Origin of the sequence: Kribbella sp. NBC_00382 (assembly GCF_036067295.1) — a bacterium.
GTDB lineage: Bacteria > Actinomycetota > Actinomycetes > Propionibacteriales > Kribbellaceae > Kribbella.
In genome coordinates, this window is record NZ_CP107954.1 from 2,158,359 (window position 1) to 2,179,006 (window position 20,648).

Below are 20,648 nucleotides of genomic sequence, written 5' to 3' on the forward strand. Positions count from 1 at the left end.
TGCCCTCTCCACCGGGTAGCGCAAAGGGCGAAATGCGATAAACTCAAGGATTTGTGGCTGCGACCAGAGAATTGCCGAAATCGGCACCGGGAACCAACGAGCTGCATTTTATCACGAGGGGTTGGAATTGCTGAATCCGGTCGAGGCTGAACAGGTTCACCTGACGGCTTTCTACACGACCCTCGACCGTGAGCGGGAGCGTACGGAGGGTCGCCGGCAGGAGGAGCAGATCGCCGGTACGCGGAACGCGCAGGCCCTCCACCAGCGCGACGGCCGGGTCCGTGACCTGAACGCCAGGCTGTCGCGGTTGAACGCGGCCGAGGAAGGTCTCGCGTTCGGCCGGCTCGACGACGAGGACGGCGGCGTCCTGCACATCGGCCGGATCGGGTTGCACGACGACGACTACGAACCGCTGCTGGTCGACTGGCGCGCCCCCGCCGCACGCCCGTTCTACATCGCCACCGCGGTGGTCAACGAGGGCATCGTCCGGCGCCGGCACATCCAGACCCGGCTGCGCCAGGTGGTCGATGTCCAGGACGAGCAGCTCGACCTGGACCGGACCGCGGACGGCGCGTCCCAGCCTGGCACCGGCGTGGTCGGCGAGGCGGTCCTCCTGAGCGCGCTGGAGGCGCGGCGTACCGGCACGATGGAGTCGATCGTCCGGACGATCCAGGCCGACCAGGACCGGATCATCCGCTCCGACCTGGCCGGGGTGCTGGTCGTGCAGGGCGGGCCGGGGACCGGCAAGACCGCAATCGCGCTGCACCGGGCCGCTTTCCTTTTGTATACACACCGCAATCAACTGGAAAAGCGCGGCATTCTGGTAGTCGGCCCCAATTCCACCTTCCTGAAGTTCATCGGCCAGGTGCTGCCGTCGCTCGGCGAGGACGGCGTCCGGCTCGTCACCGTCGCCGAGCTGTACCCCGGCCTGACCGCGACCCGCCCCGAACCCGCCGAGGTGGCCGAGGTGAAGGGCCGCGCCGTGATGGCCGAGGTGATCGAGACCGCGGTCGCCGACCGCCAATGGGTGCCGGCCAAGCCCGTCGAGCTGACGGTCGACCGGACCGTACTGCGGCTGGAACCGGCCGTCGTCGAGGAACTCCGCAGCGCCGCCCGCGCCCGGCAGTTGACGCACAACCAGGCGCAGCCGTTCTTCAAGACGACGGTCATCGAGCACCTGGTCAGCCAGTACGCCGACATCATTGGCGAGGACCCGCTCGGCGGAGAGAACCTGCTCGACGACTACGACCTGGAGGAGTTGCGCAACGAGGTCGTCGCGGACCCCGGAGTACAGGCATTGCTCCAACAGCTCTGGCCGGTGCTCAGCCCGCAACAACTCCTGATCGACCTGTACGCCGATGAGCAGCGCCTCAAGTCCGCCGCGCCCCAACTGTCCGACCTCGACCGCGAGCACTTGCTCAGGTACGGCGCTGACTGGAGCCCGGCCGATGTGCCGCTGCTCGACGAAGCTGCCGAACTCCTCGGCGACGACGGCCGTGACCTCAAACGCGAACGGGCCGAGCGAGCACGTGCGATCGCTTATGCACAAGGCTCTCTGGATGTGCTGTCCGGCTCGGGGTCGACCGACTTCGACGAGGACGACGAGGCGGAAGTCCTGTCGGCGAAGGACATCCTCGATGCCGAGATGCTGGCCGAGCGGTATGAGGCCGATGACGATCGCACGCTGGCCGAGCGCGCCTCGGTCGACCGGCGCTGGACGTACGGGCATGTGATCGTGGACGAGGCGCAGGAGTTGTCGCCGATGGCGTGGCGGGCGATCGCGCGGCGCTGCCCGTTGCGGTCGATGACGCTGGTCGGCGATGTCGCCCAGACGGGTGCTGCCGGGGGCGGGACGAGTTGGCGGCAGGCGCTGGCGCCGTCGTTCGGGGATCGCTGGCGGCTGGCGGAGCTGACGATGAACTACCGGACGCCGGCTGAGGTCATGGAGCTCGCCGCGGATGTACTACGTGAGGTCGACCCCACTGCGAAGGCACCGCAGTCGGTGCGGGCGACTGGTGTCAGGCCGTGGCATCTCGACGTACCGGCGGCTGAGCAGGCGGCGTATGTGAGCAAGGTGGCTGCCGAGGAGGTGCAGTACGGGCAGGTCGGTGTCATCACCTCGCGGCACCGGCTCGAGCTGGTGCAGGAGGCAGTGGGCGACGTAGCCGGCATCACCGTGCTCACTGTGGCCGGTGCGAAGGGTCTCGAGTTCGACTCGGTACTGGTCGTCGACCCCGACGGCATCCTGATCGAGTCGCCCCGAGGCCTCCGCGACCTGTACGTCGCCTTGACCCGCTGTACTCAACGCCTGGGCGTCATCGGCGCACTGCCCGAAGTACTGCAGGACTCAGACGCGTGGGGCGAACGGGCCTAGTGGTTGGCGCAGCACTTGATTTGGTGCTCCACCTCGAAGGGGATGAGTACTCCGCCGACAGCCGGCTGGACCAGGAGGACTACCTGGCCTTTGCGGCGGATGGGGCGGATGAAGTCGCGGGTGTCGACCAGAGTCGTGTCCTCGACGGGTAGGCCGCCGATGGCTTCCACCTGGTCGATACCGCACATCGCTACGAGCTCTGCTGCGGTCAGGGTGCCGTGGGCGTTCTCCTGGCCGGGGAACCTGACCAGGCGTCCCGCAGTACCGAGTGCTGTTTCCACTGCGGCCACGTAGGCGCCGCGGACTAGTTGGCTCGGGCCTGCGACCTCCGGCTCGGCTGCACCCGCGTGGATGACGGCTGAGCCTACGTCCTGGGTCAGGGCCGCTTGATCAAAGCCAGACGTGCTGATGGAGACAGCCAAGTGGCCGCCTGGCACCACGTGGGTGCAGGCGACCACTGAGCCTGTCGCGGACTCCAGCAGGCGGTGGAGGACGTGTTCGGCCTCCACGGTGTCTGCGGAGTCCGCATCGACGGCGATGATCACTTTGTCGGAAGCACCCAGATCGGGTTCGTGTAGAACCACAGGTCCGCCCACGGGTCAGCGTCGCCGACCACGTCGAGCTGCGGACCCTTCGGGTCGATCGCGGCGCCGAGGAAGCCGGCCTGGCTGCGGTTGCCGTCCGTACCGCGGACGCGCACGTAGAACGGGTTCTCCGGGTCCGCCTTGCCGAGCGGCAGGACGAGCTCGAAGGTGCCGCGCTTGCCCGAGGTGTCCCACTGCTTGACGACCTTGGTGTCCGGCGCCGTGAAGGTGTCCTTGTCGCTGACCGCGCCCTTCACCGCACCCACGATCGCGTCGACGCGGTTGAGCGACGGCACGAAGTTGGCCCAGTTCGGCACGTTCTGCGCGGTGATCCGGATGACGAGTTCGACCGCGCGGCCCGGGCGGACGTGCAGCGCGCCACCGAGCGGCTCGCCGTGCGTCTTGCCGGTCTCGCGGACCTCCATGTCGATCGCCTTGACCAGCGCGCCGTGGTCGACCCAGACCCGGCCGTTGCGCAGGCCCTCCATCACCGCGCGGTAGTCGCGGTTGTCGGCGCCGACGTGCGTACGGCTGTAGTAGCCCGGGAAGAAGTCGGCAGCGGTGCGGTTGACCGTGCCACTGTAGACCGGGTCCATGTAGCGGCCGTCGCGGTCGAACTGCGCCTGGTCCGAGCCGTCGGGGCGACGGGAGGTCTCGTTCCAGTTCACGTGCGAGTCGGAGTTGGCGCTGATCCACCACGGCTTGCCCTCGGCGAGCAGGCTGTCCCAGAGGCCGCCGACCGTGGCGGTCATCCAGTCGAAGCCACCCCAGGTCCGGTATGACTCCGGCGGGAAGCCCGGGAAGGAGTTCGCGCTCGGGGCGTTGCCGTAGAGGCCACGGGCGCCACCTACGCCGACCCCGACGGGCAGACCGCCGGCCTGGTGACCGGGCGCGCCTTCGAAACCGACGGCGATCCGCGGGTCGGCGTCGCGCCAGTTGCGGATCTCGTGCGGGCTGTCGATGCCGTTGCGGGCGGGGTGGTTCGCCAGGAACAACGCGTCGGCGACCCGGCGCTGGTCGACCTGCTGGCCGAGCCAGTGGATGCCGTCGAGGGCGAGCTGCTCGTTGGCCGGTGTGTTGGCGCCCGCGTTCTTCACGCTGCCGTCGTAGCTGTTCTCGAACTGCTTCAGTACCTCGACCTCACGGCTACCCGGAGCGACGAAGACGGTGCCGTGCTCGGCGGCCGGGATGTTCCACTCCAGCCCCTGGAAGATCAGCGTGTTCTTCAGCTCGGCCCGGGCCGCCTTGATCTGCGGGTTGACCAGGTCGACGCCGATCCGGGCGTGGGTCGCTCCACCGTGGTCGGTGATGACCAGCCAGTCAAGGCCGTTCGCGGCCGCGTGGTGCGCCTGGTCGATCACCCGGTACATGCCATCCGAGCTCAGCTGGGTGTGGATGTGGTGGTCGCCGGCCAGCCAGACGTTCGGCCGGCCACCGGAGGTGAACACGTGCGAGGTCGGCGAGGTCGCGGCGGCGAACTCGGCACCCGAGACGGCCAGCGCGGCGGCGCCCCCGAGGATCCCGGCCGAGCGGAGCAACCCACGACGCGACAACTCGGTCGGCGACAGGTCGGTGTCCGGAATCGACTCGTCCAGCGCCGCGCTGGTGGCGGCGTCCAGCTCGGTGTTCGGGTGGTGATGGTCGTGATCATGACCATGCCCATGACCGTGCCCGTGCTCATGGCTGTGATCGTGACCATGACCGTGGCCGGTGTGGTCGTGGGAGTGTCCCATTCGTGCGTCCTCTCGGATGACGGAATCCGGCCGGATCATCGCCGTCCTTCATGACATCCAGATGTTGTCCACATGAACCCCTGCCGCCGGTACTTGCCCCGAAACCCCTTGCTTTGCGACGATGTCGCATTTGCGGCTGTGCCCGTGCCGGCTGTTACGGTGAGGCCCAGTGAAACGCTCGGTGTGGGTGCTCTTGTTGTCTGCTGCCTTGGTGGTCGCCGGCGGCGGACTGATCGTGCTCACCGCAACCGGCGCCTTCGATCACTCGGAGTCGCGCGAGCCGGTCACGCCGACGCCCACCACCGCTCAGACCGCCCCACCGAGGTCCGTACCGACTGTTGCCAGGAGCACCGAACGTAAGACGGTCCCGACCACCAGGTACGTCTTTCCTATCGGTGGTTGTCGGGGGGATGCTTCGCAGAGTCATCATGATTATCCGGCGTCGGACATCTTTGCGGATAAGGGGTGCCGGTTCGTTTCGCCTGTGGATGGGCGGGTTGATGAGGTGACTCGGGTGGATACCTGGAACAAGAAGACCAACGTCGGGCGTGATCGTGGTGGGTTGTCGATCTCTGTCGTTGGGGTCGACGGGGTTCGGTACTACGGGTCGCATCTGTCGGCCATTGGAGCCGGCATCAAACCCGGGCTGGTCGTGAAGGCCGGGCAGACCCTGGCGCTGACCGGGAAGACCGGGAGTGCTCAGGTGACGCCGCCGCATCTGCATTTCGGGATCAGCTGGCCAACGCCGGCCGGGCACTGGTGGATTCGGCGAGGGGCTGTGGCGCCGCAGACGTTCCTCAATGCGTGGCATGAGGGGCGGCAACTGTCGCCGGTGGCGTTGGTAGGGAAGACGCGGCGGGCGTACGGGGTGGACCGCGGGTGCCGGTCCTACTGCTGACGTAGGGGTCGGAAGAAGGCTCGGATGTCGTCGACCAGGAGGTCGGGGGCTTCCAGGGCGGCGAAGTGGCCGCCTCTCGAGTACTCGGTCCAGTGCGTGATGTTGTGCTCGCGTTCGAGGATGTGGCGCATCGCGGGGTCGGTGGGGAAGACGGCGACTCCGGTTGGAACCTCGCTGCGGGCAAGACGCCTGGCTGCCCGGCTCTCGTAGTACAGGTTGGCGGAGGTTGCGCTGGTGTTGGTGAACCAGTAGATGGAGACGTTGGCCAGCAGGTGGTCGAGGGTGACGGCGTCCTCGGGGAGCGCGCGCGACGGGTCGGTCCAGTCGTGGAACTTCTCGAGGATCCAGGCGAGCTGCCCGACGGGTGAGTCGCTGAGGGCGTACGAGACGGTCTGCGGTTTGGTCGACTGCAGTTCGGCGTACCCGGTGCCGGTCGCGCGGATGTGCTCGGCCGTCGCGAGCTTGGCCTGATCCGTCGCGTCGAGCTCGTCGAAGTCCCCCGCCTCGGCCGCTGGGAACGCGAGCCCGCCATTGATGTGTACGCCGATGACGCGCTCCGGCGCCAAACGCCCGACGAGGGGTGACACGACCGATCCGGTATCGCCGCCCTGCGCGCCGTACCGGTCGTAGCCGAGGCCGGCCATCAACGAGATCCACGCGCGAGCGATCCGTACGTGATCCCAGCCGGTCCCTTCGAGCGGCACCGAGAACCCATGCCCCGGCACCGACGGCGCGACCACATGGAACGCATCCGCAGCGTCACCGCCATGCGCACCCGGCGAGGTCAGCGGCCCAAGCACCTCAAGGAACTCAGCCACCGACCCCGGCCACCCATGCGTCAACAGCAGCGGGATCGCTCCGGGCTCGGACGACCGCGCATGCAGGAAGTGCACGGTCTGCCCGTCAATCCGAGTCCTGTACTGCGGTACTGCGTTGAGCCGCGCCTCCCAAGCCCGCCAGTCGAACTCGATCCACCGCTCGACCACCCCACGCAAGTACTCCACCGGTACTCCGCGAGCCCAGTCGCTCGACAGCGACCGCGGCCAGCGGGTAGCGCGCAGCCGGCGACGGAGGTCGTCGATCGCGTCCTGCGGGATCTCGATCCGAAAGGACTCGGCCTGGTCCATGCCGAGCAGCCTACGGACGGCGGCAGGTCAGAGGTTGGCGTAGTACTCGGGCTTCATCTGGATGATTTGGACGTAGTTGCCGTCCGGGTCGATCAGGGTGGCGAAGTAGCCGGGGCCGCGGTCCTCGGGTTCGACCAGCCAGTTGACGTCGAGGGTGCGGAGGTGGGCGGCGGTTTGTTCGATGTCCTCGACGGCGAAGTTGATGATGAACCGGCCGGGTTCGGGGGCCTTGGCGTCGACGTCGTCGCGGTGTTCGACGATCAGGCCGAAGCCACCGAGGTCGAGGGTGCCGTAGTGGTTCGTCTCGGCCTGGAAGCCGTCGCGGTACCACGCCTTGAGACGGTCGGGGTTCGTACTGCCGAGCAACATGCTGTTCAGCACTGGGCGGTCCATGGCTGTCTCCTGTTCCGAGCCGGCGATCGGCTCACGACCGGTACGTCGGAAACGCGGGCCTGAACTCGACATACCGGCAGAACTGAATGCGGAGACAGAAAACATCCGCACCGGTGAGGTTCGGTGCGGACGATGAAGTGTTTTCGTTTTTACTTTTCCAGGCGCATTGTTCGAGGGGCTAACGGGGGGCTACATCCCACATGCGCTCGCCGGGCAGGGGGTCGGGGAGCCGGTCGACGACGGGCATCGGGTCGTTGGTGACCCGGAGTCCGGCGAACCGACGGCTCATGGCGTGTGCGTACCGCTCGGCCAACGCCGGCTCGGCGTTGTAGTCGGCGATCACGTGCTCACCGAACCAGACGCGTACACGTCGGCGCTCAGACGTCTGGGTGGCGGTGGCGGTTGTCACTTGTCCTCCATGCAGTTCCAGGGTGGTCGGCCTTAGTCGCGGAGCGAGCGCGGTGCCGGTGCGCCGTGTGTTCACCGTCACGTCAGATCCAACGGATGAGCAGAACGGAAGGTCACGCACGAAATCTGGGCAATTGTCCAGAACGTCTTCACCCGCTGTTCACCCGCTTCGAAGCCTTGTTCGATTGTCTTGGGAGACGCAATTCATAGCGTTTCCTCAGGTACGACACGCCGAGGCGACCTGACGGCCTCCGTACGCTGGTGAGGTGACCATCGAAGACGCTGGGACCAAGGCCCTGGCAGTTCCCGACCGGGTCGTTTCACCGACCGGGATCGCCACCGTCCAGACCGAACACCTGATCGGCGACATCAGCGACGCGCTCCGCCTGCTGGACGCCGTCGAACGAGTCCGCGGCCACGCCCACCCGCTGATCCTCGGCCTGCAGGACGCCATCGGGATCAAGATGCCGGCCGCGCTCGTGCTCAGCGCGATCTCCAATGGCCGCGACTCCGCCGAGTCCGTCGCCGCCCAGGTCGGCACCACGACAGGCGAGGCCGAGCTGGCCATCGCCGAGCTCGCCGCCCTCGGACTGGTCCGTACTTCGCCGGTCCTGATGGTGACCGGGATGGGCCAGGCCCGGCTGTCCCAGCTCGACGGCCTGACCGTCCGCGTCCTCGACGTGGTCACCGGCATCCTCGGCCCGGCCGACGCTGCCCAGTTGATCCGCCTCCTGCACACCGTCGCCGACGGCCTCGAGTCAGCCGCGATCACCGCCACCGTCTCCGACCAGCTCCCACCGACGATCCTCCACAACTAGTTGCTGGGCGTCGGGTCGTCGTACTTGCCCAGCTGGCCCTCGTAGCGGCGGCCGTTCCGATACGGCCAGGCGTACGCCGTACAGCCGTGCAGGCCTAGCGTCTGCTGCTGCATCACGGGAGCCGGCTGGCCTGCGCCTGGGCACAGCTCATGCGCATTGCCGAGGCGATGGCCGGTCTCGTGGTTGATCATGTACTGCCGGTACGCCGTGAGGCTCGCCCCGTAGTTCGGTACTCCCCTGGCCCAGCGCGCCACGTTGAGCACGACCCGCTCGCCGATCCGGCAACTCGTGTACTGGTCGAAGCCGCCGCCGCAGTACGTGTCCCGAGTCGCGGGCGTGACGAGCATCAGCTTGAAGTCAGCCGCCTGCCCGGGACCGACCTGGCGGAACCGGTACTTCCCTGCGGAGGCCCAACCTTCCGGAGCGCCGTAGGTCTCGCGGACGAAGCTCGCGAACGCCGCCGGGTCGACACCCTTGATGCCACCCTCGATAGCGATCTGGAAAGTGTAGACCTTGCCCGACCGGCCGATCGTCGCCGGGTCGCCCGGCAAAGTCGTGAACTCGACCGTGCCGCGTACTGGATAGGTGATCCCCGGATCCCCTTGCCCAGGCGCCGCATTGGACTCCGGAGACCCCGGTACTACGGGAGTCCCCGACTCGGCCGGCTGGCCGGACTCGTTGGGCTGGCCGGGCTTGGCGGGCTTGCCTGAGGCGGCGAACTTCGGGGCGGACTTCGCGGAGTGGGTCGACGTCTGGGCTACTGGTCGCGCTGGGTGATCCTGGCGGGAGAACGGGCTGGCCGGCAGTTGGAGCAGCGCCACGACCGCGACCGCCCCAACGATCCCCAGGGCGGCGATCCTCGTCTTGCGCATCAACAGCTCCTCACCCCGCGCTCTGGTTGAGCGCGTCCTCACCCAGTACTTGCCTGATCGGCCGAAACCCCTTCTCGGCCGTCGGCCGCAGCCCGTTGCTCACTCGCCCTCCTCCCCTGGGTGGAGATCCGGATCTCCGCCTGCCTGATTCCGCACGACCGTGTTAGTTTCGTGGAAACAATACGGACGTGCGAATACAGGGAGTGAGATGAAGCGCTGGACCACGAGCCTCGTCGTCATGACGCTGGCGCTCAGTTCAAGCCCCGTGATGCTCGCCTGGGGCACCACCTCGGCGTCGTCGGGAGCCGGGCTGACTGCGGATGTGAACCGGGATGGACGACTGACTGCGGCCGATGAAGCCGGAGAGGATCGGTGGACCGGCGGCCGCGGTGCGATCTTCCTGCCGAATCTCGATGATGACGAGCGCCGCTGCACCGTCGATCCAGCCGAGCTGGACAAGGCCGGCGCCGAGGTCGATCAGAAGCTTGCCGCTTGCAACGATGCCGCCGACGACCGGATCAACGGCCGGGGCGACGCGGCCGACCTGGCGCCGCTCAGGGTCGATGCCCAGGGCAACGTAAGCAACCAGGCCGGCGGGCGGCTCAGCGTAGTACCGGCTGATAAGGCGCGGGTGTTCGTTGATGGGAAGGCGGTCGAGACGCTGACGGCTGAGCAGTTGCGGCACGGAGTACGGGTTGGGTTGGAAGGGCGGGATGTGGTTCGGGATCCGGCCAAGTGGGACGGTCAGGTGTCCGTCACGTTGACCGTGGCCGATCGCGGGCGGACGAGTAGCGATGTGGTGAGGCTGAGGGTTGCGCCTTTGATGTTGCAGAACGATTTGCAGCGGGCGGAGACGGTACTGGCCGCCAAGCCGAACCAGGGGCCGGGCTGGCCGGGTGGGCAGGCGCCTTATCCGGAAGGTGTTCCGAGCGAGTGGGAGCCGTTCGCGAACACCCTTGGCAAGGCGACGCGTTCGACCGGGGCGAAGCTGAGGTTCGTCCAGGGGACCGCGGACGGCTGGAAGGATCTCTGGTTGCAGGACACCTTCGAACCGGCTACGGCCAGCATGCCGGCGATCGGTGGCAGCCAGACGATGCGGATCCTGATCCGCTCGGGCAACGTGTGGGAGCTCCCCGGCGCGGACGGCAAGCCGATCGCAACGCCGCGGCCGGCCGGGCGGTTGATCTACCGCGATCTGCGCGGTCCGGATGTCGGGGTCGTGCAGGAGTTGAGCCCGGTCGCGTCGAGCGGGCTCAACGACCTGCTCAACATGGGCGGCAACATCGAGTCGCTTCCGCCGTACGCCGGGTATCCGCAGGGCCGGATCGTTTATGGATCGGGCTCAAGGCATCCCGATCCGGCGTTCATCACAATGGTGACGAGCCAGGGGTATCAACCGCCGGTCGTGATCGACACGTCCTGGCTGATGGTCGGGCACGCGGACGAGACGACGCACGTCGTACGGGCCGACAACGCTCGAGGGTGGACGCTTGCCGTTGCCGATCCGCGGTTGGCGGTCGAGTTGCTGCGGGAGGCGCAGCACAAGGGGGCGGGCGGGGCGCGGCTCTTCGCGGACACTCATTCGGCATCGAAGCCGACAGCCGATCAGGTCCTTGCTGATGGCAACTGGCTGGCGGACAACGAGGCTGCTGCGGGGCACATCGATGACCAGCTGGAGATTTTGCTCAAGGCAACTGGTTTGCGGTCGAGCGAGCTGGTCCGATTGCCGGTGCTGTTCGAGAAGCAGAAGGACTTCGGGTTGTTGCGGGCGGTCACTCCTGGGTTGGTCAACGGCTTGTCGCTGACCGCGCGGGACTTCGCAGTACCGGATCCGCACGGTCCCAACGTCAACGGTCGCGACCTCTTCCGGCAGGCGACGGAACGGGCGCTTGGGCGCAACGGCGTACAGGTGCACTGGGTCGAAGACTTCTTCTGGGCCCACCTGGCCGGCGGCGAAGTCCACTGCGCCACCAACGCCCTCCGCGACACCCACTCCACCAACACCTGGTGGAAGTCAGCGGACGACCTTTAGCCGCTGCGCCGGGTAGGTGCTGTCGGCGAATCCAAGGGCTCGGTAGAGGCTGTCGCCCTGCTCGGTGGCGTGCAACTCGATCTGCCCGACCTCGGTTTCGTCGCGGTACCAGTCCAGCAGCCTGATCACGCAGGCCTTCGCCAGGCCGCGACGCCGGAAGTCCGGTTCGGTACTGACGTTGTAGAGGTAGCCCCGGGTGATGCTCAGGTCCTTCGGGCTCGGTGGGTGGATATTGCATTGGCCCACCGCGCCCGCTACCACCCCGGCCTCGGGGTCGTCGACGACGAAGGCTGCGAAGGTCTCCGGCGAAGCAAGCCCGGCCGCGAAGAAGCCGAGCGCTGCCTTCCGCCAGGGTGCGTCCTCGCCGCCGATATCGACGCCCATCGCCGCAATCATCAGGCCGCGCAGGCGCACCAGGGCTTCGGCATCATCGGGTTTGGCTCGGCGTACCTCGATCGTCGTCACCCTTGGATTATCGGACCCGGTCGGTGAGGAACGCTTCCCAGGTGTGGGTGCCGGTGGCGTTGGCGGGGGCGAGGTTGACGCCGGTCCGGAAGGCGCGCGGGGCCTTACCGGGGAAATGGATGGGGAGGAGGGGGCGGCGGCGGTTGGTGGCCTTGAGGTAGGAGGTGACGATCTCTTTCAGGGTGTAGATCTTGGGGCCGGCGATGTCGGGGACGAGGCCGGACGGTTCGCCTTGGGCTAGTTCGACCAGGCGAGCGGCGACGTCGCGGGCGTCGATCGGCTGGACCCGGAAGCCAGTGGGAACCGGTACTACGGGGAGCTTGGCGAGCGTCTTGGCCAGGGTCAGTACGAGGTCGTTGAACTGCGTCGCACGAACCGTGGTCCACGGCAGCCCGGACTCCGCGATCACCTGCTCGGCGCCGCGCTTGAACCCGAAGTACGCGAAGGACTCCTGGTCGGCACCGACGACCGAGATGTAGACGAGGTGCGGCTTGCCACCGGTCGCAGCCACCGCCTTGACGAGCGTGCGCGCCTTCTCGTCGTCACCCTTGGCGTCGCCGGCCAGGTGGACGATCGTGTCGACCCCGGCGACTGCCGCGTCGATGCCTTCGCCGGTGGTGAGATTCCCAACGACGTACTCGATCCCGTCGGCCGCCTCGTGGCTGCTCCGACTGAGCACCCGCACCTTGAATCCTGCGTCCCTCAGCAGCGGGGTGGTCAGCCGCCCGAGCGTTCCGGTGCCGCCGGTGACGAGGACGGTTGCGCTCATGATGCTGTCTCCTGTCGGTCAGTACGGCCGCGGTTCTCGCGGCTCTACTTGTCCGACTCGCGCCAGGCGACGAATGTGACAGCAGGCTGGATTCAGGCGCCCTGGCGCTTGCGCCTCATCCTTTCGAGAGGATGCCGGCGCTGGCTGCCGCGGCGGCGTCGCGGGCGTAGCGCTCGGCGTCGGCCATCGTCAGGTGCTGCCGCAGCAACGCGAGTTGGTGGAAGAGGGGTGCGGTCGAGGTCAGCAGGACGCGGTGGGGGTCGGTGTCGGCGGGGATGTCGCCGCGGTCGATGGCTCGGGTGACGACGATTCCGCTGCGCTCGTACCGGTCCTTCCAGAAGTCGTGCAGCGCGGTGGCGGCCTCGGCTGTTCGGAAGGAGGCTGCGATGACGGCGACCGTGAGGGATGGCAGGACCGCTAGCGAGGTGTGGATCTCGCGGTTGAGCTCGACCAGGTCGCCTTCGAGCGAGCCGGTGTCGGTGGGGACCCAGGCGTCGTCGGCGCCACTCGCGAGCAGGTCGATCAGTAAGCCGTCGACGGTGCGCCAACGGCGGTACACAGTGGTCCGGTGTACGCCGGAGCGCGCGGCGACGCCGTCGATGGTGAGTCCGTCGTAGCCGTGCTCGGCCAGCTCTGCCTCCACTGCTGCGAGTACGTCCGCCCGAACCCGCGCGGTCCGGCCACCCGGCCTAGCCCTCTCGGCGGCCTGGGTTGCGTTGTCGGGAGCGGGCATGGCATGATCTTAACGCAACATTCGTGGCATTAGCAGGAGGTAGTCGTGGATCTCTGACCCGCCGTCGAACCGGCCCCGCCCGTCTCGGGTGCGCGCCGTCCGTTCCAGCGAGTCAGGAGGACACGTATGTCTACCCAGCTGTCGTTGCAGGAGATCTCCAAGTCGTACGACCACCGCCCGGTGCTCGAGCGGGTGAGCTGCGCCTTCCCGCCCGGCGAGGTGAGCGGGCTGATCGGCGAGAACGGCTCGGGCAAGTCGACCCTGCTCCGGATCCTGGCCGGGATCGAGCCGCCTGACCTCGACGGCAAGGTGATCCTTGCCGGGAGCATCGGTTTCCTCGGTCAGGACAACCCGTTGCCGCTTCACCTTGACGTGTCCGCCGTACTCGACCACGCGCTGGCCGAGTTGCGGGCGATCGAGCGGCGGTTGCTGGAGCTCGAGGGGTTGCTTGCTGACGGCAACGTTTCGGTGCTGGACGAGTACGGCGAGCTGCAGACCGCGTTCCAGGTGCGCGAGGGGTACGACGCCGAGGCGCGGTTCCAGCGGGCGCTGGCCGGGCTGGGGCTGAGCTCCTTGCCGGGCGATCGGGTGTTGTCGTCGCTGTCGGGTGGTGAGTTGGCGCGGCTGCACTTGGCCGCGGTACTGGTTGCCGGTGCTGAGGTGTTGTTGCTCGACGAGCCCACGAACCATCTCGACCTGGCCGCGACGGTTTGGCTGGAGGATCATCTGCTGGCGCGCTCCGGTACGACGGTGGTCGTGTCGCACGATCGCGCGTTCCTGGAGCGGGTCGCGTCGACGCTGTTCGAGGTGGACGGGCGACACGCATCAGGTGACTCGGTACGGGAACGGCTACCAGGGATACCTCGCGGAGAAGGCGGCCGAGCGGGCCCGGATCGCGCAGGCGCGGCAGGTCTGGGAGGACGAGGTCGCCGTGATGCGGTCGACCGTGGGGACGGCGGCTGATCGGGTCGCTTATGGCCGGCCGATCCAGGACAACAACAAGATGGCGTACGGCCGCGCGGGCGATCGCGTGAACGAGGCTGAGCGGAGCAAGATCCGCAATGCCAAGGAACGGTTGCGGCGGCTGGAGGAGAATCCGCCGCCGGTGCCGTCGAAGCCGTTGCGGTTCACGGCTGCAATGCGGACGGCAGGGTCGACTGGGGTGCTGCTCGACGCGGTGGATGTGTCGGTCGCTGGTCGGCTGCGGTCCACGTCGGTCTCGGTGGCGAAGGGTGATCGGTTACTGATCACCGGTCCGAACGGGGTTGGGAAGTCGACGCTGCTCGAAGTACTGACCGGTGTGCTCGCGGCCGACTCCGGGACGGTGGTGCGGCAGGGGCAGGTCGGGTATCTGGCGCAGGACGTTGTCGAGGATCGGCCGGATGCGACGCTGCGGGAGGAGTTGATGCGGCATCGCGGATCTGGGCGGTTGGGGTTGTTCAAGCGGGAGCAGTTGCAGACGCGGGTCCGTGAGTTGTCGACCGGGCAGCGGCGGCGGTTGGCGCTCGCGCGGTTGCTGACCACGCAGTACGACGTGCTGGTGCTGGACGAGCCGACCAATCACTTGTCGCTGGTGTTGGTGGAGGAGCTGGAAGCCGCGCTGGATGCGTATGACGGGGCGCTGGTGGTGGTGAGTCACGATCGGCGGTTCGTGTCGCGGTGGCGTGGCGAGGTGCTCGAACTGGAGGAGAAGAGCTTTGCGGAGTACTGAGATTGTCGTTGCTGAGGGCAACGAAGGCCCATACGGCGTGGCGGTGGGCGGCGCTGGTGAGGTGTGGACGACGTTGGTGCATGCCGGGGTGGTTTCCCGGGTTGATCGGGATGGGGTGGTATCGCGGTTCCCGGTCGGCGCGGATGGGAGCCGGCCGAGTGTGATCGTGGCTGGTCCGGATGGGGCGGTGTGGTTCACGCGGAACGGGGATGACCGGGTCGGGCGGATCTCTGGCGATGGTCTGGTGTCGGCCTTCGAGGTCGGGTCGGGGCCGTACGGGTTGTGCGTGGGTCCGGATGGGGCGCTGTGGGTCACGTTGATGAACACTGATCGGATCGGGCGGGTGAGCGTCGACGGTGAGGTGTCGTCGTTCGCGATCGGGAGCAGTGGTGGGTTTCCGGCGATGATCACGGCTGATGAGGGCGGGGTGTGGTTCACGCTCAACCAGGGAAACGCGATCGGGCGGATGTCGCTGGACGGCTCGGTGGTGATTCATACGTTGCCGACCGAGGCGGCCGGGCCGGTGGGGATCAGCGCCGGGGCCGGCAGGGTGTGGTTCACCGAGTTGCTGGCCGGGCAGGTCGGACGGATCTCTCCTGACGGGAAGATCGTCGAGTACCCGCTGCCGGACCGCTCCGCTAAGCCGCACGCAGTCGCAGCAACAGACGACGGCGGCTGCTGGGTGACCTTGTGGGGCTCCGGCTCCGCGATCCGGCTCGACGCGCAGGGTGCGGTGGTCGAGGAGATCCCCCTCGGCGAAGGCTCCGAGCCGCACGGCCTGGGACTGGGCGCTGACGGGGACGTCTGGGTCGCACTCGAGATCGGTGTTCTGGCCCACATCCACGCCTGAGGTGAGCCGATTCACCCGCGCGAGGGAAGCAGGACGGCGGTTGCAGGAGCAGTGTGGTTTGCGTGACCACACTGGTGGGACAAAGAGTTGTTCGGGTACCTCGCGTACGGGATGTACTCGCGGTGGGGCGGCCGGCGTTCTGGGTGGTTTCGGTGGTGCCTTACTACGTGGGCGTTCTGCTCGCTACGCATCGACTGGTGCCTGCGGTTGACGACTGGCCGCGGTTGCTGGTCGGTGCTGCTGTGATGGGGCCGTTGTTGTGGTTGTCGGTATTGGCGGTTAACGATGCTTATGACCTGCCGGGTGACCTGATCAATCCGCGGAAGTCGAAGTCGCCGTTGCTGGATGGGCGGGTGACGGTGACGGAGGCTAAGTGGCTGGCGGTGGGGGCTGGGGTGGGCTCGGTCGGGGTTGCGCTGGTGGTCGGGTGGGTGTTTGCGCTGGGGGTGGCGCTGGCCGTCGTGTTGGGGTTTGCGTACAGCGTGCCGCCGGTGCGGTTGAAGACTCGGGCTGGGTTTGACGTGGCGGTCAACTCGCTGGCGTTGGGGACCTTCGGGCCGTTGGCGGGGTGGGCTGCAGTTCGGCCTGAGTTGGGTGGGTTTCCTTGGGTGATGGCGTTGCAGGGGACGTTGGCGGCGATCGGGTTGTACCTGCCGACGACGCTCGCGGACCTCGAGGCGGATCGGGCGGCTGGGTATCGGACCATCGCGGTGCGGCTTGGTGCGCGAGCGACGTACCGGCTGGGGTTTGCGTTCTGGATCGCGGCGGCGGGGCTGTCCGTCGTACTGGCTGCGTTGGATGCGGTGATTCCGCGGAGCATGCTCGCGCTGGAGATCGTGATGGTGCCGGTGCTCATCGCGGCGTACCGGCGGTTCATCGGGCCCGGGATGACCTTCAAGGGCGTGGTGATCCTGGCGTCACTGTTCCTCCTCCCCTGCGCCACCTTCGCGCTCACCTACACCGGCGTCCTCTGACTCACACCTCTGCGCCGCCAGCCGTTCCAGCTGTATGGACTGGAGAGAAGAGCTCGACGAACATGGCTGTGCGCTGACGGACGAGCTGCTGACGCCGGAGCAGTGCGAGGAGATCGCCGGCCTGTACGACGACGTGCGTCGGTTCCGCTCGACGATCGACATGGCGCGTTATCGCTTCGGCTCAGGGCAGTACCGGTACTTCGATCACCCACTGCCCGACCTCGTCACCAAGCTCCGCGAGGAGTTCTATCCCCAACTCCTCCCGGTCGCGCGCGAATGGGCGGCCAAGCTGGGTCGGCCGGCTCCGTGGCCGGACACTCTCGAGGAGTGGCTCGACGACTGCCACCGCGCGGGGCAGACGAAGTCGACGCCGATCCTGCTCAAGTACCAGGCCGGCGACTGGAACGCGTTGCATCGCGACCTCTACGGCGACCTCGTCTTCCCGCTGCAGATCGTGATCGGGCTGAACAGGCCGGGCGTCGACCACGAAGGCGGTGAGTTCTTGCTGGTCGAGCAGCGGCCGCGGGCGCAGTCGCGCGGCACCGTCACGATGCTGCCTCAAGGACGCGGGCTGATCTTCACCACCCGCGACCGTCCGGTGAAGTCAGCTCGCGGCTGGTCCGCCTCGCCTGTTCGCCATGGCGTGAGCACCGTCCGCTCAGGAATCCGGCACACTCTCGGTCTCGTGTTTCACGACGCCGCTTGAGTCCAGTGATGGGGCTGTCCGCGGTGGCCGGCCCGATTTGATCCGCAGCCGGAACGACCGGCGATCGACAGCGGCAACCACCTCATCGAGGATCTGGGCGAGTGGCGCCGAGAGCTCCGCGTCCAGCTCGGCCAGCGCGGCAGTGGTCGCCTGCCACTCCGCTTCGATGATCGGCAGCAACGAGCGGGTCTTGTCGGTGAGCTGCACGATCCGCTGCCGCGCGTCCTCGCCCGGCTCGAGCGTGACGAACCCGGAACGGTTGAGCTGGGCAACCGTCTGGCTGGCGGCGGAGTGCGTCACCCCGACCGCCGCGGCCAGCGCCCGGATCGACAACGGGCCTTCGGCAACCAGTGTCCGGACGATCGGCGAGAACCGCGGCCGGTACTCCGGCAAGCCCGCGTCCACGTAGACCTTGGCCACGTCGCCGTCGAGCAACTCGAGCACGTGCCGCAGCCGGGTACCGATCGCACCTTCCATGGGAGTAATCTAACAGCACTGTTACATCCACGCGATCGACGGAGGCGCCCCGATGCAGACCGAGCCGTACGACCAGGGCATGCTCGACGTGGGAGACGGGCAGCTCGTCTACTGGGAGGTCTGCGGCAACCCCGACGGCAAGCCGGCTGTCGTGTTGCATGGCGGGCCGGGGTCCGGGGCGGGCGCGTTCTGGCTTCGGTTCTTTGACCTGGCGAAGTACCGGGTGGTGTTGTTCGATCAGCGCGGATGCGGACGCAGTACGCCGGACGCGGCGGAGCCGGATGCTGACCTGAGCACCAATACGACCTGGCATCTGGTCGCCGACATCGAGCGGTTGCGCGAGCACCTGGGCATCGAGAAGTGGCTGGTGCTGGGGGCGTCGTGGGGAGCGACGCTGGCTTTCGCGTACTCCGAGCAGCATCCGTCGGCGGTCTCGGAGATTGTGTTGTTCAGCGTCACGAGCACGACGCCGCGCGAGGTCGAGTGGGTCACCCGGGAGATGGGCCGGATCTTTCCCGAGGAGTGGCGGCGTTTTCGGGACGTCGTACCGGCCGGGGAGCGGGACGGGAATCTCGCGCTCGCGTACAGCCGGCTGCTGCACGATCCCGACCCGGCGGTACGGGATCGTGCTGCGAAGGCTTGGTGCGAGTGGGAGGACACGCACGTGTCCACGTACCACGGGTACAAGCCGGATCCGCGCTACGAGGACCCGGTCTTCCGCTTGCGGTTCGCGCGGCTGGTGTCGCACTACTGGGGTCACGCTGCCTGGATCGACGATGGTGCGTTGCTCCGCGACGCGGGCAAGCTGGCCGGGATTCCTGGCGTGCTCGTCACCGGGCGGCTCGACATCAGCAGTCCGCCGAACACCGCATGGGAGCTGGCGCAGGCCTGGCCGGATGCCGAGCTGCACATCGTCGGAGACGCCGGCCATGGCGCCGGCAAGGCAAGCGTCTCCGACCTCGTACTGGCCGCAATCGACCGATTCGCGTCCCAGCCTTAAAGCTGACCGCCGGTACTAACGCCTGCTGCGCATCTCCGCGTCGAACGAGTCCTGCAGCACCTTCATCGCCGCCGCCTCGGCCGGATCGGCGAACAGCTCGGGAAGCGACGCGGGGTCGACGTCGTACAGATGTGTCTGCAACCACCAGATGTTGCCCTGCGGATCCTTGATCCGGCAGCCCCGATCCCCCACGATCCGCGACGTCGTCAACTCGGTGATCACCGACGCCCCAGCCTCCAACGCCCGGGCCAGCACCGCATCCACATCATCCACAAACACACTCAGCAAGCTCGGCGTATCCGGCCAGTCCGGCTTCGCATCGAACGCCATCAACACCGAGTCCCCCACCATCACCTCGGCATGCCCCACAGTCCCGTCCTCGTTCAGCACCACGAACGCCTTCTCCGTCGCGAACGTCCGCTCCACGAACTCCAACCACCCCACCGCCCCCCGCACCGCAACGTAAGGAGTAACCGTCCCTTTACCACCAGGATTCTTCGTCATACCCCGAGTCTCACAGCAGTAGCGGCCAACTCCTGACCTCTACTTCAAGCTGTAGGGATCGGCCAAAGTGATCGGCGTTCGGGCGATCTCCAAGACCGGTTCCGGAAATCGCGAACCGGCGATGTAGTAGCGGGCGCGGGTCCTGCCGACCGGCTCCAGGTACTGGGCCGTCACAAGGTCGCGGAGATCGCGTTGGGCCTGTTGGAGATTGAGTCCCTCGGAGTGTTCGTACCGAGAGCGCCTGACCCGTCCCTCCATCGCGATGTCGTGGAGGGCGCTGACGACCCGCTCGTCGAGGCCCGCCTGCTTGACGAAGTCACCGAGCGCAGTCCATGTCCGTCCTGAGCGGTCGAGCCGACTCTGGACGGTCTGGGCCTGCTGGTGATAGGCGACGAGGTTGAAGCGGATCCAGCCGGCGACATCCTGGTCGGGAAGATAGACGGCTCCGCGGAGAGTGAGCTCCCGGTAGTACTCCCAGGTGTTGCCGGGTCGTCCGAGCCACGCCTCGATGGAGGAGAACTCGGGGGCCAGCACTCCTTCGCGCGCGATCATCAGCGTCTGTAGCGAGCGAGACATCCGGCCGTTGCCATCGGCCCATGGATGGATGGAGACCAACTGCAGGTGTGCCATCGCGGCTCGAACCAGGAGGTGGGTCGAGTCTTCCGCGTTCAGCCAATCGACCAGCTCCGTCATCAGCGCGGGCAACTCGTCGGCAGGCGGGGCCGTGTAGGCGGCGATGCTGGGATCGCGTACGTCGGTGACGTAGACAGCACCCTTGCGCCATTGCCCGGCCGGCTTGCGAGCAGTGTGCCGGTGGCCCTGCAACATCCAGTGCAGCGCGTTGAGGAATCCCTTGCTGTAGGCGAAGTCCTCGACGTCGTGCAGAGTCTGGAGATAGGTCATCATCCGCTGGTAGGCCAGCGTCTCTTCGCGGTTCTCGTCGGAGACCTCGACGTCGCGTTCACCCGCCATCAGATCCTCGACGTCGACGGTCGATACCTTGAATCCCTCGATCGAGTTGGATCCGGCGACGGCGTCGGCGGTCAGGAACTTCCGCAGACCTGCGGTCCATTTGGTGGGGGTGGCCAGCACTTGATGGCGCAATGCCTCCCGCATCCTGTCGATATCGGCGAGTACCCGCCGATCATCAGCCGCAAGAGCCGGAGTCGGGAAGAGCATGTATCCGACAATAGATTGATATAATCATTGCGTCAACGCTT

General features: G+C 67.3%; 22 protein-coding genes. 10 read left to right on the plus strand and 12 right to left on the minus strand.

Annotated elements, in window-relative coordinates; genetic code table 11:
* Nucleotides 1–121 precede the first annotated feature (121 nt).
* Nucleotides 122–2,374, plus strand: coding sequence for a HelD family protein (locus OHA70_RS10675; protein WP_328331167.1), 2,253 nt, complete (start codon nucleotides 122–124; stop codon nucleotides 2,372–2,374).
* Here OHA70_RS10675 and OHA70_RS10680 read toward each other — a convergent pair.
* Entirely contained in the window at nucleotides 2,371–2,919 is a 549-nt protein-coding gene (locus OHA70_RS10680; protein WP_328331168.1) for a hypothetical protein, read from the minus strand. The genes OHA70_RS10675 and OHA70_RS10680 overlap by 4 nt on opposite strands.
* Nucleotides 2,916–4,691, minus strand: a complete 1,776-nt coding sequence (locus tag OHA70_RS10685; protein WP_328331170.1) for a PHP domain-containing protein — start codon at nucleotides 4,689–4,691, stop codon at nucleotides 2,916–2,918. Before OHA70_RS10685 ends, OHA70_RS10680 begins: the two co-directional genes overlap by 4 nt.
* A 235-nt stretch (nucleotides 4,692–4,926) precedes the next feature.
* On the opposite strand from OHA70_RS10685, the gene OHA70_RS10690 reads away from it, so the two are divergent.
* A complete protein-coding gene (locus OHA70_RS10690; RefSeq protein ID WP_328335089.1) occupies nucleotides 4,927–5,589 on the plus strand; it encodes a M23 family metallopeptidase in 663 nt (220 codons plus the stop codon).
* On the opposite strand, the gene OHA70_RS10695 is transcribed toward OHA70_RS10690, so the two are convergent.
* From OHA70_RS10695 to OHA70_RS10705, 3 genes are all read right to left on the minus strand, one after another.
* On the minus strand, nucleotides 5,580–6,716 hold the full coding sequence (locus OHA70_RS10695; RefSeq protein ID WP_328331172.1) for an epoxide hydrolase family protein: 1,137 nt from the start codon (nucleotides 6,714–6,716) through the stop codon (nucleotides 5,580–5,582). The two genes, OHA70_RS10690 and OHA70_RS10695, sit on opposite strands and share 10 nt — an antisense overlap.
* A gap of 27 nt (nucleotides 6,717–6,743) precedes the next feature.
* Nucleotides 6,744–7,109 (minus strand): VOC family protein, encoded by a 366-nt coding sequence (locus tag OHA70_RS10700; RefSeq protein ID WP_328331174.1) that lies wholly within the window; start codon nucleotides 7,107–7,109, stop codon nucleotides 6,744–6,746.
* Nucleotides 7,110–7,287: 178 nt separating this feature from the next.
* The gene (locus tag OHA70_RS10705; RefSeq protein ID WP_164602023.1) at nucleotides 7,288–7,518 is read right to left on the minus strand and encodes a hypothetical protein; all 231 of its coding nucleotides are present in this window, start codon (nucleotides 7,516–7,518) and stop codon (nucleotides 7,288–7,290) included.
* A 265-nt stretch (nucleotides 7,519–7,783) separates the two neighbouring features.
* Between OHA70_RS10705 and OHA70_RS10710 the strand changes: the two genes are divergently transcribed.
* Nucleotides 7,784–8,335 (plus strand): MarR family transcriptional regulator, encoded by a 552-nt coding sequence (locus OHA70_RS10710; protein ID WP_328331178.1) that lies wholly within the window; start codon nucleotides 7,784–7,786, stop codon nucleotides 8,333–8,335.
* On the opposite strand, the gene OHA70_RS10715 is transcribed toward OHA70_RS10710, so the two are convergent.
* Entirely contained in the window at nucleotides 8,332–9,207 is an 876-nt protein-coding gene (locus tag OHA70_RS10715; protein WP_328331180.1) for a DUF3152 domain-containing protein, read from the minus strand. The two genes, OHA70_RS10710 and OHA70_RS10715, sit on opposite strands and share 4 nt — an antisense overlap.
* A gap of 208 nt (nucleotides 9,208–9,415) precedes the next feature.
* On the opposite strand from OHA70_RS10715, the gene OHA70_RS10720 reads away from it, so the two are divergent.
* Nucleotides 9,416–11,239 carry a protein-arginine deiminase family protein gene (locus OHA70_RS10720; protein WP_328331182.1) on the plus strand — a complete coding sequence of 608 codons (1,824 nt, stop codon included), beginning with the start codon at nucleotides 9,416–9,418 and terminating at the stop codon, nucleotides 11,237–11,239.
* Here OHA70_RS10720 and OHA70_RS10725 read toward each other — a convergent pair.
* The 3 genes from OHA70_RS10725 to OHA70_RS10735 all read right to left on the minus strand — a co-directional run bounded on the left by OHA70_RS10725 (nucleotide 11,222) and on the right by OHA70_RS10735 (nucleotide 13,206).
* The gene (locus tag OHA70_RS10725) at nucleotides 11,222–11,704 is read right to left on the minus strand and encodes a GNAT family N-acetyltransferase (RefSeq protein ID WP_328331184.1); all 483 of its coding nucleotides are present in this window, start codon (nucleotides 11,702–11,704) and stop codon (nucleotides 11,222–11,224) included. The two genes, OHA70_RS10720 and OHA70_RS10725, sit on opposite strands and share 18 nt — an antisense overlap.
* 7 nt (nucleotides 11,705–11,711) lie before the next feature.
* A complete protein-coding gene (locus OHA70_RS10730; RefSeq protein ID WP_328331186.1) occupies nucleotides 11,712–12,473 on the minus strand; it encodes an SDR family oxidoreductase in 762 nt (253 codons plus the stop codon).
* A 115-nt stretch (nucleotides 12,474–12,588) separates the two neighbouring features.
* Complete coding sequence (locus OHA70_RS10735) at nucleotides 12,589–13,206, minus strand: TetR/AcrR family transcriptional regulator (protein WP_328331188.1); 618 nt, start codon at nucleotides 13,204–13,206, stop codon at nucleotides 12,589–12,591.
* Between the two features lie 126 nt (nucleotides 13,207–13,332).
* Here OHA70_RS10735 and OHA70_RS10740 point away from each other — a divergent pair, with 126 nt between their 5' ends.
* The 5 genes from OHA70_RS10740 to OHA70_RS10760 all read left to right on the plus strand — a co-directional run bounded on the left by OHA70_RS10740 (nucleotide 13,333) and on the right by OHA70_RS10760 (nucleotide 17,447).
* Nucleotides 13,333–14,169, plus strand: a complete 837-nt coding sequence (locus OHA70_RS10740; protein ID WP_328331190.1) for an ATP-binding cassette domain-containing protein — start codon at nucleotides 13,333–13,335, stop codon at nucleotides 14,167–14,169.
* Between the two features lie 175 nt (nucleotides 14,170–14,344).
* Entirely contained in the window at nucleotides 14,345–14,917 is a 573-nt protein-coding gene (locus OHA70_RS10745; protein WP_328335091.1) for an ATP-binding cassette domain-containing protein, read from the plus strand.
* Entirely contained in the window at nucleotides 14,904–15,767 is an 864-nt protein-coding gene (locus OHA70_RS10750; protein WP_328331192.1) for a Vgb family protein, read from the plus strand. Before OHA70_RS10745 ends, OHA70_RS10750 begins: the two co-directional genes overlap by 14 nt.
* Before the next feature lie 155 nt (nucleotides 15,768–15,922).
* Nucleotides 15,923–16,741, plus strand: a complete 819-nt coding sequence (locus OHA70_RS10755) for a UbiA prenyltransferase family protein (RefSeq protein ID WP_328331194.1) — start codon at nucleotides 15,923–15,925, stop codon at nucleotides 16,739–16,741.
* Nucleotides 16,742–16,775: 34 nt separating this feature from the next.
* Nucleotides 16,776–17,447 (plus strand): 2OG-Fe(II) oxygenase, encoded by a 672-nt coding sequence (locus OHA70_RS10760; protein WP_328331196.1) that lies wholly within the window; start codon nucleotides 16,776–16,778, stop codon nucleotides 17,445–17,447.
* On the opposite strand, the gene OHA70_RS10765 is transcribed toward OHA70_RS10760, so the two are convergent.
* Complete coding sequence (locus tag OHA70_RS10765) at nucleotides 17,400–17,924, minus strand: MarR family winged helix-turn-helix transcriptional regulator (RefSeq protein WP_328331198.1); 525 nt, start codon at nucleotides 17,922–17,924, stop codon at nucleotides 17,400–17,402. The genes OHA70_RS10760 and OHA70_RS10765 overlap by 48 nt on opposite strands.
* 52 nt (nucleotides 17,925–17,976) lie before the next feature.
* Here OHA70_RS10765 and pip point away from each other — a divergent pair, with 52 nt between their 5' ends.
* Complete coding sequence (pip, locus tag OHA70_RS10770) at nucleotides 17,977–18,924, plus strand: prolyl aminopeptidase (protein ID WP_328331200.1); 948 nt, start codon at nucleotides 17,977–17,979, stop codon at nucleotides 18,922–18,924.
* Nucleotides 18,925–18,939: 15 nt separating this feature from the next.
* Here pip and OHA70_RS10775 read toward each other — a convergent pair whose 3' ends face one another.
* Both OHA70_RS10775 and OHA70_RS10780 read right to left on the minus strand, forming a co-directional pair.
* Entirely contained in the window at nucleotides 18,940–19,350 is a 411-nt protein-coding gene (locus tag OHA70_RS10775) for a VOC family protein (RefSeq protein ID WP_328335093.1), read from the minus strand.
* 117 nt (nucleotides 19,351–19,467) lie between these two features.
* Entirely contained in the window at nucleotides 19,468–20,607 is a 1,140-nt protein-coding gene (locus tag OHA70_RS10780) for a Fic family protein (protein WP_328331202.1), read from the minus strand.
* Between the last annotated feature and the right edge of the window lie 41 nt (nucleotides 20,608–20,648).